Consider the following 15,548-nt stretch of genomic DNA (forward strand, 5'->3'; position numbering starts at 1 on the left):
GGCGGGCGAACTGTTGCTCGGTGAGTTCATGAGTGCCTCCTGACCGGAGCGTACGGGCGTCCCGTCCTTGATCTCCATCGGTGACGCCGATCACCGAGCTCCCCGCAGTTCGGCCCACAGGCGGGCGGGGAAGTTCCGGTGGCGTTCATGGCGGCGCCACGCCGGTGCCCCTGGGATCTGAATGAGTGATTCCACTCAGTGAATCACTCGGAGGCACCGGAGGGCCGTCCCATGACCGGCACCGATCCCGATCCCGCATCCCCGATCAACCGCCGTCGCTTTCTCCTCGCTTCCGGCGCCGCCGCGGCGGGGGCGGCCGGAACGGCGGCAGCGCCTCCACACCGCCCACCCCCGGGAACTCCCACCAGCCGCCCGGAGGAGTGAAGACGCCGCCATGCCGCAGGAGTTGACCACCCAGGAGCAGTTCGACGCATTTGCCGACGAGGTGGCGTTAGCCCGGCCTCGCCGCCAGACCGAGGTTCTGCGAGCGACCCTCGCAGCTGCCTGAAGCCCAGCACGCTGCCGCTGACGTTCGGCACGGCGACCATCGACGCCCAACCGAATCACCACAGCACTTCACGACGCCGTGACCTGCGAAAAGGAGATGTGGCACAGGTTCTCAAACCGACCGGCGGGTGAGAGCCGCGGTGCTGCGGCTGTTGTGGTGCCAGCAATTCGTGACGGACCTGACGGAGCCGTTGTCCGAGCGCCACATGCTGCGCCAGGGGTTGGCCACGGTGGTCGGCGCTGGAAGACGCGACCTGCCCCGCCCGTCGAGGAGCCCGAGGACGAATCCGCACTCGGGACCGGCATGAGCGGAACGGCCGTCGCCGCCCGCGTACGTGAATGCGGCATCCCGATCCGGACCAACCGGCAACCCAAGTCCCCGCGGCAGGAGTTCGCTTCGGCGCCGGAGGTGCTTCGGCCCGCCCTGGGCAACGCCTACGCGATCCGCCGGCTGCGCGTCTTCATCTAGGTCGTCCGCTACCCCACCCTCGCCGAGGCGTGCCAGACGCACGGCATCAACCCGGCGACGCTCACCACCCAGCTCAGGCGTCTGGAGGAGGACCTCGGTGGCCCCCTGCTGATCCGCGCAGGCAGAGGCCGGCGGGCGGAACTCACCGCGCTCGGCCAAGAAGTCGTCCGGGCCGTCGAGAATGGGCGCACACGCTGGCCGACCAGCCCCGGGAGACCTGGGAATGCGCGACCGTACGCCGCCCGCACAAGAAGAAGCGCAAGCCCCGCCCCCGCCCCGCTGACGCACCGGGCGTCGACCGTTTCCCCGCGCTCCTACAGCCTGGTGTGCGCACATTCGACGGACGCCGTCGACTCCTGCGGTTCGTGCAGGCCGCAGAGCATCCCACTCTCGCGGCGTACTGCCGCACCGTGGGCACGTCTCCGTCCACGATGACCGTGCAACTGCAGCACCTGGAGCGAGACCTGCAGGGGCAGCTCCTGATCCGCGGGTAGTACGGGCACCGGATGCGCCTCACCGGCTTCGGGCAGAAGGTCCTGGCCGCGGCCCGCCCGCTTGCTGGTCTGCTCGGCGATCTTCAGCGCGGTGCCGTGGAGAGGTGATCATCACTCACCGAGCGATGGCCCCAACTGCCGGGTATTCGTCCCGTCGTTCGCGCTCAGAGACGCAAGCCAGTAGCCTGATTGAACGGAGCCTGTGAGACATGGGGGTGGTGAGTGCAGGCGCCTGCGACCGTCGTGCAGCTCGCTCTGCTCGTCCTTCTGGTGCTGCCCGGGGTCACCTATCAGTTCGTCCGAGAACGCCGTCGTGGGCCGGTGCCCGGTGAGCGTGATCTGGGTGAGCGGGTGCTGCGGGCGATCGTCGCGTCGATCGCGCTGGACGCCCTGTACGCCGTGGTGGCGGGGCCGGTGCTGGTTCGCCTGGCTCGAGGCACCGGCGGCGGCTGGGACGGCTTCGTGGAGCGGCCGCGAGTGGTCGGCTTCGTCGCCGTGGTGCTGTTCCTCGTCGTGCCGGCCGTGGCGGCGGTCACCGTTTCCCTGGTGGATCGGCAGCGGCGCAAGGCTCGGTTCCTGCGCACGCCCAGCGCCTGGGACCACGCGTTCCGCGACCGCGAACCGTGCTTCGTGCGCGTGCGGCTCAAGGACGGCAACTGGGCGGGCGGCTGGTACGGCGACCGGTCGTACGCCTCCTCGTACCCCCACCCGGCCGAGCTGTACCTCGAATCGGCGCGCGTGATGGGTGCCGACGGGTCGTTCGGCGCGCGCGTGCACGGGACGGCGGGCCTGCGGCTGCGGGCGGAAGACTTCGACGTGCTGGAGTTCGTCGAAGCCGGAGAACCGGCGGCCGTGCCGGGGGAGGAGCGATAATGGCGCACGAACCCGAGCTCTCGCCCGAAGAGGCGGCGCTGCTGCAGGAGGCCGCGGAACGCGGCTACACCCCAATGGCGCACGAACCCGAGCTCTCGCCCGAAGAGGCGGCGCTGCTGCAGGAGGCCGCGGAACGCGGCTACACCCCGAAACGCACGGTCGCCGAGCCGGACGAGGCGCCCGGCGGCCCGGCCGGCACCTCGAACGGCAACGAGGACTGACGCGTGGGTGGCGGGCCCGCGAACGGCTTGGCCGAGCGGTTCTGGGAGGCGTTCCACGTGGCCCGGCACAGCGCGGACCCCGCGTCGGTCGAGAAGGCGATCGACCTCGGCCATGCCCTGCTGGCCGCCGAGGACGTGGCCGAGCGCCGCTCGGTCCTGTCGAATCTCGGGGGCCTGCTGCAGACCCGCTACCACCAGACCGGCGACTTCGCGTTCCTGCAGGAAGCCGTCCGGGCAGTCACGGAGGCCTACCTCCTGGCGTACGGAAGCCCGGAGGATTCGGCGGGCTACGCCAACAACATCGGCATGCTGCTGCACACCGCGTTCCAGCGGAACCAGGACCGCGGAACCCTGGCCGACGCGCTGGACTGGAGCCGGACGGCCGTCGACGAGGAACCGTCCACGAAGAAGGCGTTCTACCTGGGTAACCTCGTTGTCGCGCTGCGGACGGCGTTCACCGTGACGGAAGACCTCGCCCCCCTGGCGGAAGCCGCCGAGCACGCGCGGGCCGCCGTCGCATGCTCCCCCGATGACGTGTCCACCGCCAGGAGTCTGCACTTCCTCGCCGTCGTCCTGCGCGACTGGTCCCATGAGACCGGGGAGACCGGTGTCGTGGAGGAAGCTGTCGATGCCGCGCGGCGAGCGGTGGAGCTCACGCCGGCCGGGTCGTCCGACGTGCTCGACCGGTTGAAGAACCTCGCGTACCTTCTCGACGACCACTACCGGGCTCGCGGAGCGCGGGATGATCTGGCCGAACTGCTTCGGGTCCGGCAGACGCTGGTGGCCCACACCCCGGTCACCGATCCACGGCACTCGCAGAACCTCTCCGAGCTGACGACCACGGAACGAGACTGGGCCGCGCTCACCGGCGAGCGCCCGAAATCGAACCGTGGCTGGGAACGCGCCGATACCGAAGCCGAAGTGTGCGGCCGGTACGCCGCCGAGTTCAAGCAGACCCGGGACTCGGCCCTGCTCGACCGGGCGATCGAGCTCGGGCGTTCGGCGGCGGCGGCGACCCACGCCGGGCACCCCCGTCGGGGCGTGCGGCTGGACCACTTCGCCACGGCGCTGGCGACCCGGGGTGAAGAGTTCGGGGACCACGCCGCGCTTGCGGAGGCCGTCAGCATCGAGCGGGAGGCGGTCGCGTGCACGTCGGCGGGCCATCCGCTGCGGGTCCAGTTCATGGGCAACCTCGCCGTCAACCTGAACGCGTTGTTCCACGCGACCGGAGACCTGGCCCACGTCAGGGACGCGATCGACGTCGCCCGCCGTGTCGCTGAGGCCACGGCCGGGCAGGGCGACCACCCGCGTTCGCTCGGGATCCTCGCCGTCGTGCTGCACAACCGGTTCCGGTTGACCGGCGAGCTGCAGGTGTTGTTGGAGGCGGTCGACCGTGCGCGGGAGTCCGTCCGCCTCGGCGCGAGCCTGGTCGCCGAGCAGGCCCAGCGGCTCTCCAACCTTGGCGCCATGCTGTCCGACTGGTTCACCAGGACGGGCGAGGCGAGCGTGCTCGACGAGGCGATCGCCGCGCACCGCGCGGCCGCGGATGTGACGGCGGACGACGACCCGGGCCGGGCCGTGCGGCTCGCCAATCTCGGCGGTGTGCTGGGGATGGCGTACGAGAAGTTCGGCGACCGGAATGCGTTGCGGGACGCGATCGCCGCGCGTCGCGCGTCCGTGGCCGCGACTCCGCAGGACAGCCCGCACTGGCCCGGGTACACCGCGAACCTGGCCGCCGCGCTCGGCGACTGGTGCACGAACCCCGCCGCACCCGCCGTCGCGCGACGGGAGCCGCCGGATCCGCAACTCCTCGCCGAGGCGATCGGTCTGGCCCGGAGTGCGGTGCGGAGGCCCGAGCAGGACGCCTATTCCCGGGCGGGTTTGCTGACCCGCGTCGCCAACGTCCTGGCGCTCGGCTTCCGGCACCTCGGCGACGGCGACGCGCTGACCGAGGCGCTCGGCTGCTACCGGGAGGCCGCGGCGTCTGCCGGATCGCCGATGGAGAGCCGGGCGGAAGCGGCGGACCGGTGGGGCGATCTGGCCGCCGAGGCCGGGCAGTTCGACGTGGCCGCCGAGGGGTACGCCGCCGCGGTCCGGCTGCTGCCCCGGCTCGCCGGGCGCCGCCTGGGCCGCGAGGACGCCCAGTACTGGCTCGGCCGGTTCGCCGGGGTCGCCGCCGACGCGGCCGCGTGCGCGCTGGCCGTCGGCGACGAGGTGAGCGCGGTGACCCTGCTCGAATCCGGACGTTGCGTGCTCGCCGCCCAGGCACTCGACAGCCGCGGCGATCTTTCCGACCTGCGCGAGCGGGCGCCCGAGCTGGCCGAACGCTTCCGGACGCTCACCGCGGAGTTCGAAACCGACACCACGAGCGACCGCGTGGCCCTTGCCGACGAGCTCGACGCGGTGACCGACCGGATCCGCGCGCTGCCCGGGATGGAGCGGTTCCTACGGCCCCCGCTGCTCACCGACCTCACCGCGCAGGCGCACGAGGGCCCGATCGTGTACGTCAACGTCAGCCGGCACCGGTGTGACGCGCTGATCATCACTCCGGACGGGGTCCGGTCACGCGCGCTGGACCGGCTGAGCGAAGAGACCGTGAGTCACCGCGTACGCGCTCTGCACACCGCGTTCACGGAGGGGCGGCTGGCCGCCGAGCAGGCGATCCATGACACGCTCGAGTGGCTGTGGGACACCGTCGTGGGTCCTGTGCTCGGCGAACTGGGGCTGACGGCGGAACCGGCGGCGGATGGTCCGTGGCCAAGGATCTGGTGGGCCATGGTCGGGTCGCTCAGCCTGCTCCCCCTGCACGCGGCGGGCCACCACCGCGACGGCGGACCTGTGCTCCTCGACCGCGTCGTCTCCTCGACGACGCCGACGATCCGCGCTCTGGGCCACGCCCGCGCGGGCCGCCGCGACGACCGGAACGAGCTGCGGCTGCTGGTGGTCGCGATGCCGCACACTCCGGACGCCCCGGACCTGCCTGGCGCACAGGCCGAAGCAGACCACCTGGCCGCTCTCATACCCGGCGCCACGGTCCTGGTCGGCGCGGACGCGACTCGTGACACCGTTCTCGACGCCTTGCTGGCCAGTGGCTGGGCGCACTTCGCCTGCCACGGGTACAGCGACCCGGACAACCCTTCGGACAGCCACCTCGCGCTGCACGACCACGACCGCGCGCCGTTTCGGGTGCTGGACCTTTCCCGGCTGCGTCTGCGGAACGCGGAGTTCGCGTTCCTGTCGGCCTGCGACACGGCCCGCACCACCGCGCGCCTGTCCGACGAGGCGATCCACCCGTTGGCGGCTTTTCAGATAGCCGGGTTCTCTCAGGTAGTCGGCACGCTCTGGCGCGTCGACGACGTCGTGGCACCAGCCTTCAGTCAGCAGATCTACGGCGAGTTGATCGCGGATCGATCCGGTGCGTTGTGCGCGTCGGCGGCGGTCCATCGCACGGTCAGGCAGCTCAGGACGAAGTATCCGAACCTGCCGTCGGTGTGGGCCGCATACGTCCACGCGGGCGCCTGATTACGCGCACTCCGTCGTATCGGAGGTTGATCCGCAGCCGACTCGGCCAGCTGCGTCGGTAGCTGTCATCGGCATCCGCTCATGGCTCCCCTTTGTGTCAAGCCGTGGGCTCATTTTTGATCTCGGGCCCGATGAGCCGCTGAACGAGCTGCGGACCGCCGCCACACGGGCCTTCGAGGTCGTGCTCGGCGCTGCGACCACCACGTACGAGACCGGTGTTTTGCACCTGACGGAGTCGTACGCCACCGCCGAAGTCGAGCTCGACCACTACCACCAGATCCACCGACGCGTACGCCGAGTCCGCCCCAGCCACGCGCCGCGCCGCGTCGACGCCAGTCGCGCTGGTCGACGTGGTGGCCAACGACGTCGAGAAGACCATCACCTGGGAGACGATCCCGTTGGGTGGCACCACGACATAAGGGCCAAGATCGCGAGACGGAATGCCGGGCCAACCGAACGAGACAGTGCGGGAACATGCAGGTCGTCACGACGGAACGGGACACTCCGATTGCGGGCCTACACAAGTTGTAGGTTCGCTTTTTGGGCATCCCTTTCTCATTGGTGGTGGCCCCTGCCCGGCCCAAAGGCCATTTCAGTGAGACGAACTTCCGTCCTGTCGCATTGAAGCTGTCGGAGTCCCACCCGTTCTCGTTCGTGCTGGGGGGCGATGGACCTGGATGCGCTCGATCGAGGTGGAGTGAGTTGACGAGGACGGCGGCGGACTGCGGAAGTCCGGGCTCGGGGCAGCGACTCGGGTCGCGTTCGAGTCCGTCGGGGACTGCGAGGCCGGTGGCGACCCACGACAGGTATTCGGCGATGCCAGGGAGTGTTCCTCCCCACGGTCCAGCCGGTTGTGCTTGGCTGTGCGGGCCAAAGCAGCACCTTGCCCGTCAATCGGCTGTGGACCGCCGCCCACTGTCGCGTGCCTGGAGTGCCTCCCGGCAGACCTGCCGTAGCCCGGAGGCGTCGGCCCTGGGCGCCGAAAGGTGGTCGCCGTCCCTCTCCCTTTGGAGGACGCCCGCGAAGTCCTCGAAGTCGGCTCCGGCACGCAGCACATGGTCGGGTATAGCGCGGCCATGCGCGGTCACGAGGCGTTCGAGTGCCCGCAAGGCCGGTTCCTTGTCCGGATCATGGTCGCGGTAGGTCTCCTCGAACATACGCATCAACGGCCCCGCCGCCGCGGCTCCGGCCGCGACGACGTCGTCCCACGAGCAGGCAGAGATGGCGGCCTGGACGGGGTCGCCGGTCCAGGCCCACCGGTGGAGCGCTTCGCCCGCGTGCATACGGGCGAGACGCTCCCCGTCGGTGAGCAGCGGCACGAGCACGTCGGCCCACTGCGGATCGTCGAGGTCGGCGGCTGACATCGCGGCCTGTGCGCGAACATCGTCGTGCGGGTCCCGCACGGCCTGCCGCAGGATGTGGCCGTCCTTCCCGACGGCTACCGCGACCGCCGCCCTGCGAACCTCCTGGTTCTGGTCACCCATCTTGGTACGCAACACGGCGATCGCCTCCGGGGCGTCCATCTTGCGCAGCGCGGCGACCGCGGCCAGCCGGACCGCCCAGTACCGGTCGTTGAGTGTGCTGCCGAGGTCGGCGACCGAATCCAGCCGGTTCATGCGATGCAGGGAGATGAGCGTGTCTCGCCGCAGTGCGGCTGTCTCGTCGTCGCTGCCGCGCAGCAGCCGGATCATCACCTCGACGATCGGGTCGTCGACGTGCGCGCCGAGCGACGGGGGCGTAGCGGCTTCTTCCATGTCTTCAGGAAGGGTGCCCAGCATCGCCTCCAGGTTGGTCAGCTCAAGCCACGGCGACACAGCGTGAAGTCCGTCGAGATGGAAGGGCTGAGCGTTGGGCCCGACAGAGTGGTGGGCCACCATCTCCTGGCGGGACACCGTGCTCAACGCGCTGTCGACGGCGGCTCCGGCATAGGAAGCCACGCCCCACCTCATGCCGGAGGTGGCCTCGGCCGACGAGATGCCGTCGCGGATCTGGCTGAGCAGGATATGACCGGCGTCGAGGTCACCGGCCCACACCAGCCGCCGGACCTCTGCCGCGGCATCACGGGTCAGGTGTCCCGGGAGGCGGCCCGCCGGGAGGCGAAGGGCCGGTATGAGTCCTCTCACCGCGTCTTCCAGCGGCGCGCGGCTGCCCGGAAAGTTCGGGTCCGTCAAGGCGTCGGTGAGCACGGTGAGCGCCCGCCGCCCGCCGATCCGGGCGAGCGCCGGGGCGGCGGTCCGCACGTCCTCGCTGTCGTGGAGCAGGCCGGTCAGCGCGTCGGTGGCGATCGGGCCCCCGATCGTGCCCAGACTCCGCACGATGTGGAAGCGGGTGTCGCCGCGAGCGCCGCCGAGCGCGGCCAGCAAAGCCTCAACCGCGTCCCGGCCACCGATCCGGCCCAACGCGGCGGCAGCTCGGATCACCGTCTCCTGCTCGCCGCCACGCAGCAGCTCCACCAGCCCGGCAACGTCCCCGGCCCGTTCCCACGCGTCCACCTTCGCACGCGCCTTCTCCTCCGCCTTGCGACGCCGGTACCTGTCGAACATGACCCCTCCATGGCAGAGACACTTGCCTTCCTTCCACGTTCCGTGGGGCGGACAATCTCTCTCCGCCCTGTCCCCGCTCACGGGGCGACGGCGGCGGCCAGTGCGATGACGTCCTCCCCGAGCCGGACGAAGAGATAGCCCCCTTCGGCCGCCACGGGCTCCGGCGCCCCGCCGCTCATCTCGAACAGCGGTGTGCCGGTCGGCCGGAGCGTGTGCGGATCGAGCCGGTACAGCCGCCAGGGAGACGCCTCACCGCCGCCGCCCTCGATCCGGTAGAAGGCGGGATCCCCAGGGCTGCCGTACCAGCCGGCCAGATAGCTGGCGGGCGTCCCCGGTAAGTCGTCGGCCCACGTCGTCAGCACCTCGCCGGTACTCGCGTCCAGCGTGATGTACGTGCCCTCGGAGGTGTGGGCGAGCAGGCGGCGCTCGAACACACCGATCAGGGACGGTTCGACCACCGACTCGCTGTCCGCGTCCGGGGACTCCCGTCGCCAGCGGACGTTCCCGGCCGTGGTGTCCACGGCGACGAGGTCCCTGGAGAAGGAGTCCTCGGGGTCGTAGTCGTATCCGATCCGGCCGTCGGACCGCTGCACGACCACCGTGCCGTCGGACCCGAGCACGGCCGCCTCGATGGAGCAGGAGCCGCCGCATGCGTAAGGAGGCGTCGGCAGGGTGTCGGCAGACAGCGCAACGGTGTCGGCCCGGGTGACCCGCGCGCCGGAGCGGTCAAGCGCGGTCACAGCGGCAGAGGTGCAGGAGTTGTCATTGTCGTGCGTCAGCAGCGCGGCCTCGGCCCCCGCATCGGCGGTCAGCCAGGCGAACGCGCAGCGCCAGGGGAGCTCGCGGCGGAGCTCGCGTACGTGGCCGGTCGTGAAGTCCAGCGCGGCGGCCGCCATGGGCCCGGGTGAACCGTCCGCATCATCTGGATCACCTGGCTCGCCCTGCATCAGCAGGTAGCCCGGTGCGCGCATCGGTGTTTCGGCCGAGCCCGGGCCGGCCGGGATGACGGACCATCCCTCCCTGGTCGGAGGCAGCTCGTAGGTCTCGGCGATCTCCCCGGTGGCCAGGTCGAGCCGGACCGCGGCGTCGCCGGTGAGCAGGCCGATGGCGCGGTGTTCGGTATCGACGAGGAACTCACAGCCGAAGCGGGTCGATCCGATGAAGACGGCCCAGTGCACCTCACCCGTGTCGAGGTCCACGGCCCACAGCTCCATCCCGCCGGGTTGACGCATCCCCGTGGGGTCCCCCCAGTCGGGCGCGCACAGCACCGCCAGGCCGACCTCGGGCAGCGGCACGGCCCGATCCGCCCGCTCGGTCCAGGCCCGGTCGAACCCGGCCGGCCCGGACGCGCCGGAGTCTGGCCCGTGGCGGTCGGCCGGCTCCAGATCAGCGGGGACACCAGCCGGGCCTTCCACGCGGTCGAATGCCTCGTCGGCGGCCCACTCGGCCACCTGGCCCGCAGCGACCGATCCCGCGGCCAGGGACACCGCGCCCACAAGGGTTGCGGTCACGGCTCCGAGGACGGCGTACCCTGCCCTGCGCCATCTGCGGGCACGGCGGGCACGGGCGGCTGCGACGAGTTCCCGTACGCTCGGCTGGTGCAGCCCGCTCCGCCGCCGGGCGACGCGACGCGTGCCTGCCGCCTCGGCCCGCCGCGCGAAGGCGGTGGCGAGCAACGCGGCCGACAGGAGCAGCCCCCCGGCCGCGAAGTCACCGGCCTGCGGCAGCCCGTCGCCGAGCAGTCGGTCATTCAGCACCTGGGGCGCGGATGGGAGCCAGGCCAGCAACAGCACGCAGGCCGCAGTACCGGCGAGCACGACGCAGGCGAGCCAGTGCGCCCACCGGCGCCGCAGCAGCGACGGCACGAAGCCGACCAGCGCAGCGGCCAGGAGCGACCTGGGCAGGGTACCGAGCCCCAACAACACGCCCGCCCCCACCGCGAGCACGGCGAACGCGCCGACGGCGAGCCACAACAGCCAGTCCCCTGCGCGGTCACCGTCGTCCGTGTCATCCGTCATGCCGACGAATCTACGACCGGAGACCGGGACCCCTCCCGCACGGAGGGCAAACGGAGCTGGCCGAGCCATCCGCGCCCCGATACTCCCCTCAAGGGACAAGACCGTGAGACACAAATGCCGTGGCCCGTGAATGAGACGGTCGAGAACTCCCAGGCCAGCACACCGGAATGAGACAGTCCGATTGAGAACCTACACATCCGGGAGCTCGGCATCCGGGTCGCGGCCCGCGGCTCGGGCGCGGGGTCGATGGTCTGTCACGTGCTGGGTATCTCCACGGCCAACCCTCTTGATCACCACTTGCTGATGGAGCGGTTTACCGACCGGCCAGATTCTGTCGGAAGTGTTCGTCGAGCCCGCTGCAGGCCGTGACCCGAGTACGTTTTCCGACCATCCCAAGGGCGTTAGGGACGTCCGTACATGACCGGGGAGGGTGGTCGGCTTGCGCAGTGAGATGGTGCTGGGGGATTTACGGGTCCAGGAGTTACCGCGGGCGGGCGGCGGCTGGTCGTACGCGATCCTGGAGCCGGATGGGTCCGTGGAGGAGGAGTCGTACGGCTTCCTGGCGCAGTACGAGGGCACGGGGACGCAGAGGACCTACGCCTACTATCTCGTGGACCACCTGCGCTGGCGGGTCAGGGAGGGCCTGACCACGAAGTCCGTAACCCTGCGGGACCTGTTTCGGTACATGGGGGCGGTCGGTGCGAAGGTGCCGCTGCCGTACGGGCAGCCCTGGCGGGTGCCACCGAAGCGTCCATATGGCGAGTCCGGCCTCGGCGTGGCAGCGGCGGCGCTGAAGGGGTTCTACCTGCACCAGTTCGCGGCGCATGGGATCAACGCGGAGCTGAAGGAGGCGCTGGACGTGCGTCGCCTGCCCACCAGGGTGGACCGCGATCGCGCCCTGCTGGGGCATGTGAAGACGTCGATGCCGATGAACCCGCTGGCTCCTCGTATGGGCACGCGTCGGCGGCATCCGAAGATGCTCCCGGACGGGGCGCGTACGGAGCTGCACCGAGTGGTGAACACAGCCCGGGACGCGATGGTCGTGACTTGGCTCGCCGACAGCAGCATGCGCATCGGCGCCCTGTGTGGTCTCCACCTGGTCGACCTGCACCTGCGGGACGGCGCTGCGTGTGGCGAGTGCGGCCCCGCCCACGTGCACGTCTGCCACCGGTGGGGCAATGCGAACCGGGCGGCGGTGAAGGCCAAACCCGAGTGGAGGCTGGTCGACGGCACTATTACCGGCGGGGAGATCTTCCGCGCCAGCCCGGCCATGATCAGCAGCTACTTCCGGTATATGACCGAGGAGTACGCGCAGCATGCCGCGGGTCACGGCATGCTGCTCATCCAACTGGCCGGGCCGCGGCGCGGCGAGCCGTGGACGACGGACGGGGCGCGCGGGATGCTGCGGCGCGCCGGGCGCCGAGCCGGGTTGCCGGGGCGGATCAAGCCGCACGCTTTCCGGCACACGACCACGGCCAACATCATGGACGCCTCCGGCAACGACCCGATGGTGGCCAAGGTGGCCGGCAACTGGTCCTCGACGCGCATGGTTGAGGAGGTCTACGGACACCCCGATCTGCACTCTCCGACGTTCACCGCCGCCCTGCGCAAGGTCTGGGGTGAGGAGGAGTGAGCGAGGAGGCCCGTGAACTGCTGCCGCTCGTCGGCCTCGCCGGCGGAGCGGGACGCACCAACCGCGACCGGCTGGAGGTCCTGACGGCGCTGATCAATGCCCCGTCCTTCGATTCGCTGTTTCGCCCCGACATCATCGTGGTGCCGCCCGACCACCCCACGTATGCCTGGCAGTGCGGGGTGGCACAGTGCGAGCGCCCCAAGCACGAGCGGACCGACTTCTGTCATGTGCACCACGGGCAGTGGTCGAAGCTCCGCCGAGGGGGCGACGTGAGCCTGGCGCACTTCCTGCGCACCGCCAAGCCGCTGAGGGCCCGCTCGTACGCGACGCCGCCGCCGTGTGTGATCTGCGGCGATGTGCCGGCCTGGAACGGCGCGAGACAGCTGTGCTACCTGCACCACTACCGGTTGATACACGACCGCTGGGAGTACAAGCAGCAGGGCCTGGTCCTCGACGAGCACCTGGATGAGTGGATGGCGCGGCAGCCGGTGATGCCGGCGTTCGGCCCCTGCCAGGTAGATGTGTGCCCCGAGGAGGCGGTGCACCTGCTCGGGCTGTGCCGCCGCCACTTCCTGCTCTACAAGAAGGAGGGGAAGCCCGGCGGCGCCCGGGTGCCGAACAACTGGGGCCGGATGCTGACTGAGTGGGGCTCCAACCCCGGGGTGTCCTACGACGACCAGGTGGCGTTTCGCCTGTGGTGCGCTGCCGCCGGAACCCGCCACCACGCCTACGCCAAGGTGTCCCTGCGCGGGCTGCGGCCACTGCTCAAGGCGGAGTTCAAGTGGACGATGTTCCACCGCACCCAGGACCCCAATCCACGGGGGCCGATCTGGGATCTGTCCCGGATCCAGCTACTTGCCGAGGAGTGCCGGCAGCAGCGGGTGAACTCCCTGGTGGACCTGGACCTCGAACCCAGTCCCAAGGGGCACTACTCGCGTCGCCACAGCATCGCCAAGGCGATGCTGCACTACCTGCGATTGGTCTACTTCAGCCGCGAGGACACCCGGGACGCCGGGTTCATCGAGACGGAGCACTTCGGGGTCCGCTTCAAGCACCGCATCTCGCACTGGGACCTGGGCGGGGTGTCGCAGCGTTGGCTGCGCGATCTGCTGTGGGACAGCCTGGCGGCCCGGCTGGAGAGCGACCCCCCGCGCACCGGAGCCACGCTGGACCAAAACCGCAAGGCGGTCGTGGAATTGAGCGCGTTCCTCGAGGCCCGCGCACCGGGCGGTGGACACGATCCGCAGGTACTGACGCGGGCCCTTGCCGTTGACTTCGTCGCCGATCAGCGGCACCGGGCCGAGCATCGGCTGCCCTCCCTTGGGCTGCAGCGCCGCGGCGACGGCGACAGCCGCAGCGGGCAGCCCTCCACCGTTACGCCGATCATGCTCGGCCACGTGCTGCGCAATTGCCGTCGCATCCTGCACGAGGCCCTGGACTCTGGCACCGCCGACCAACTCGGCCTCGACCGCGGCTTCGTCGTGGCCATCCCGAGCTACCACCCGCCGGTACGCCGCCGCTCGCCGTTCCCCGACGAGCTCGCGCGGGCCCTGGCCCACCCGGACAACCTGCGGCGCATGGAGGACGAGTTCGACCCGTTCGACGGCGGGCTGCGCGACGCCTGGGAGATGCTCGTGCTGACCGGACGCCGCGTCAACGAGGTGCTTCAGGTGCGCTACGAGTGCATCTTGCGGCTGAACGGGCTGGCGCTGTTCTGGCACGACCAGACCAAGGTCGGCAACTACGACCAGGCCATCCGCATCCCCGACCGGCTCTTCGCCCGCATCGAGCAGCGCCAGGCCAAGACCCGTACCCGCTTCACCGGCCGCTACGGCCGTGCCCCAACCGCCCAGGAGCGCCGACAGCTGGCGCTGTTCCCCAGCCGGATCCGCAACCCCGACCTGCGCACTGGCGTCAGCTACCAGTGGTTCGCGGACGCCTTCCGGGAGTGGATGGAAACGCTGCAGGTCGGCACCGGAGTGCTGCACCAAGCCCGCCACACGCTGGCGACGAACTTGCTGAAGAACGGCGCCGATCTGGTGCACGTCAAGCGCCACCTGGGCCAGCTCTCCCGCGAGATGGCCGAGCACTACGTCCACCTCGCGCACAACGACCCCACACTGAATGCGGCTCTGGAGGCGGTGTGGGTGGCCGGCCCCGGCTCCGCCGAACCCGGACTCCTGCTTTCCGGCGGCGAGCCCATGACCCGGGAGCAGGCTGAAGCACTGGCCATCGATCTGACCCGCAAATCAACCCCCACCGACGGCGGCTTCTGTACCTTCCAGCCGGTCGTCAACGGCGGGGCCTGCCCGTGGAACCTGGACTGCCACCACTGCGACAAGTTCGTCTTGTCCGGCGCCGACCTCGTCTACTGGCACCGCAAGCGTGAGCAGTGGCGCCTGCTCGCCGAGCGCGCCCCCGACAGCACGACCGCCGACTACCTGCACCAGGTGTTCGAGCCGACCGCCCGGGCGATCGACGGCCTGGAGAAGGCCCTCGCGGCGGTCGGTCTGCTGGAGGAGGCCCGAGCCTTGGACCTACGCCGGCCGCAGGACTTCTTCGGCCGCGTATGGAGCACTGCCTTTCGCGCGGCGGAGCTGGCCCAAATCCAGGACGCCCCCGAAGAGCCCGAGGAGCCCGAGGAAACATGACCACGGCCGCCGCCCTCGCCGCCCGTCGGGAGCAGACCCGGCACAAACTCGCCCAGGTCGAGACCGCCATCGCGCAGCTGCGCCGAGAGCGCGGCCGATTGACCGTCCGGGCCATCGCTGCCCGGGCTGGTGTCTCCGCCACCTTCCTGTACGAGAACTCGCAGGCGCGCACCCGCGTGCAGGCCGCCATCGCGGACAGCAGGAGCCGCCATGACCACGCCGCCGTTGAGACGCACGAACGGATCGAGGCGACCTGGCGGGAACGCGCGCTGAACGCCGAGGCCGAACTCACCCGCGCCCAGAAGGAGATCTTCACCCAGCGCCAGCGGATCGGCGAGCTGATGGAACGCCTGCGAGACCTCGACCAAACGGTGCCCGGCGAGTCCGTCCAGGCCCTGGTGAGCGAGAACACCAGCCTCAAGCACCGAGTGCAGCAACTCACCCGCGAACACCGGCTCCTCCAAGAACGCCTCGAAGGCTCCCGCAGCAACCTCCGCTTCGCCGACAAGCGAATCGCCGACCTGGAAGCCCAACTCCTGGAACTGCAGCCGCCCACCTCCGACACCACCGGCCAGCCGTAGCGGGCGCGCGCTCGCAGGAGGTGACTGAGCGCGCTA

General features: G+C 70.5%; 11 protein-coding genes and 2 pseudogenes. 10 read left to right on the forward strand and 3 right to left on the reverse strand.

The window, feature by feature from the left end; genetic code table 11:
- Positions 1 to 231: 231 nt before the first annotated feature.
- The 6 genes and pseudogenes from ACYVO6_RS33525 (at position 232) to ACYVO6_RS33550 (ending at position 6,086) form a co-directional block, all read left to right on the forward strand.
- Positions 232 to 384, forward strand: a complete 153-nt coding sequence (locus ACYVO6_RS33525; protein WP_461067828.1) for a twin-arginine translocation signal domain-containing protein — start codon at positions 232 to 234, stop codon at positions 382 to 384.
- Between the two features lie 427 nt (positions 385 to 811).
- A complete protein-coding gene (locus ACYVO6_RS33530; protein WP_461067830.1) occupies positions 812 to 976 on the forward strand; it encodes a hypothetical protein in 165 nt (54 codons plus the stop codon).
- Positions 977 to 988: 12 nt separating this feature from the next.
- Positions 989 to 1,411: pseudogene (locus ACYVO6_RS33535) on the forward strand (helix-turn-helix domain-containing protein); the annotation flags it as partial.
- A gap of 281 nt (positions 1,412 to 1,692) precedes the next feature.
- Positions 1,693 to 2,343, forward strand: coding sequence for a DUF6338 family protein (locus ACYVO6_RS33540; protein ID WP_461067832.1), 651 nt, complete (start codon positions 1,693 to 1,695; stop codon positions 2,341 to 2,343).
- A complete protein-coding gene (locus ACYVO6_RS33545; RefSeq protein ID WP_461067834.1) occupies positions 2,343 to 2,564 on the forward strand; it encodes a hypothetical protein in 222 nt (73 codons plus the stop codon). Before ACYVO6_RS33540 ends, ACYVO6_RS33545 begins: the two co-directional genes overlap by 1 nt.
- 3 nt (positions 2,565 to 2,567) lie before the next feature.
- Positions 2,568 to 6,086 carry a CHAT domain-containing protein gene (locus ACYVO6_RS33550; protein ID WP_461067836.1) on the forward strand — a complete coding sequence of 1,173 codons (3,519 nt, stop codon included), beginning with the start codon at positions 2,568 to 2,570 and terminating at the stop codon, positions 6,084 to 6,086.
- A gap of 97 nt (positions 6,087 to 6,183) precedes the next feature.
- Here the strand turns inward: ACYVO6_RS33550 and ACYVO6_RS33555 are convergent, their stop codons facing one another.
- The 3 genes from ACYVO6_RS33555 to ACYVO6_RS33565 form a co-directional block, all read right to left on the reverse strand.
- Positions 6,184 to 6,498, reverse strand: coding sequence for a hypothetical protein (locus ACYVO6_RS33555; RefSeq protein ID WP_461067838.1), 315 nt, complete (start codon positions 6,496 to 6,498; stop codon positions 6,184 to 6,186).
- Positions 6,499 to 6,976: 478 nt separating this feature from the next.
- Entirely contained in the window at positions 6,977 to 8,629 is a 1,653-nt protein-coding gene (locus ACYVO6_RS33560) for a HEAT repeat domain-containing protein (protein WP_461067840.1), read from the reverse strand.
- 77 nt (positions 8,630 to 8,706) lie between these two features.
- Positions 8,707 to 10,647: a hypothetical protein gene (locus ACYVO6_RS33565; protein ID WP_461067842.1), complete on the reverse strand. Its 1,941-nt coding sequence runs from the start codon at positions 10,645 to 10,647 to the stop codon at positions 8,707 to 8,709.
- A 195-nt stretch (positions 10,648 to 10,842) separates the two neighbouring features.
- Between ACYVO6_RS33565 and ACYVO6_RS33570 the strand changes: the two are divergent.
- From ACYVO6_RS33570 to ACYVO6_RS33585, 4 genes and pseudogenes are all read left to right on the forward strand, one after another.
- A pseudogene (locus ACYVO6_RS33570) lies at positions 10,843 to 11,004 on the forward strand (hypothetical protein); the annotation flags it as partial.
- A gap of 82 nt (positions 11,005 to 11,086) precedes the next feature.
- Positions 11,087 to 12,280, forward strand: a complete 1,194-nt coding sequence (locus tag ACYVO6_RS33575) for a tyrosine-type recombinase/integrase (protein WP_461067844.1) — start codon at positions 11,087 to 11,089, stop codon at positions 12,278 to 12,280.
- On the forward strand, positions 12,277 to 14,931 hold the full coding sequence (locus ACYVO6_RS33580; protein ID WP_461067846.1) for a tyrosine-type recombinase/integrase: 2,655 nt from the start codon (positions 12,277 to 12,279) through the stop codon (positions 14,929 to 14,931). The genes ACYVO6_RS33575 and ACYVO6_RS33580 overlap by 4 nt, the downstream gene beginning before the upstream one ends.
- Positions 14,928 to 15,512 (forward strand): DUF6262 family protein, encoded by a 585-nt coding sequence (locus tag ACYVO6_RS33585; RefSeq protein ID WP_461067848.1) that lies wholly within the window; start codon positions 14,928 to 14,930, stop codon positions 15,510 to 15,512. Before ACYVO6_RS33580 ends, ACYVO6_RS33585 begins: the two co-directional genes overlap by 4 nt.
- Positions 15,513 to 15,548 lie beyond the last annotated feature (36 nt).

The sequence above is a fragment of the Streptomyces pseudoechinosporeus genome (genome assembly GCF_054783935.1).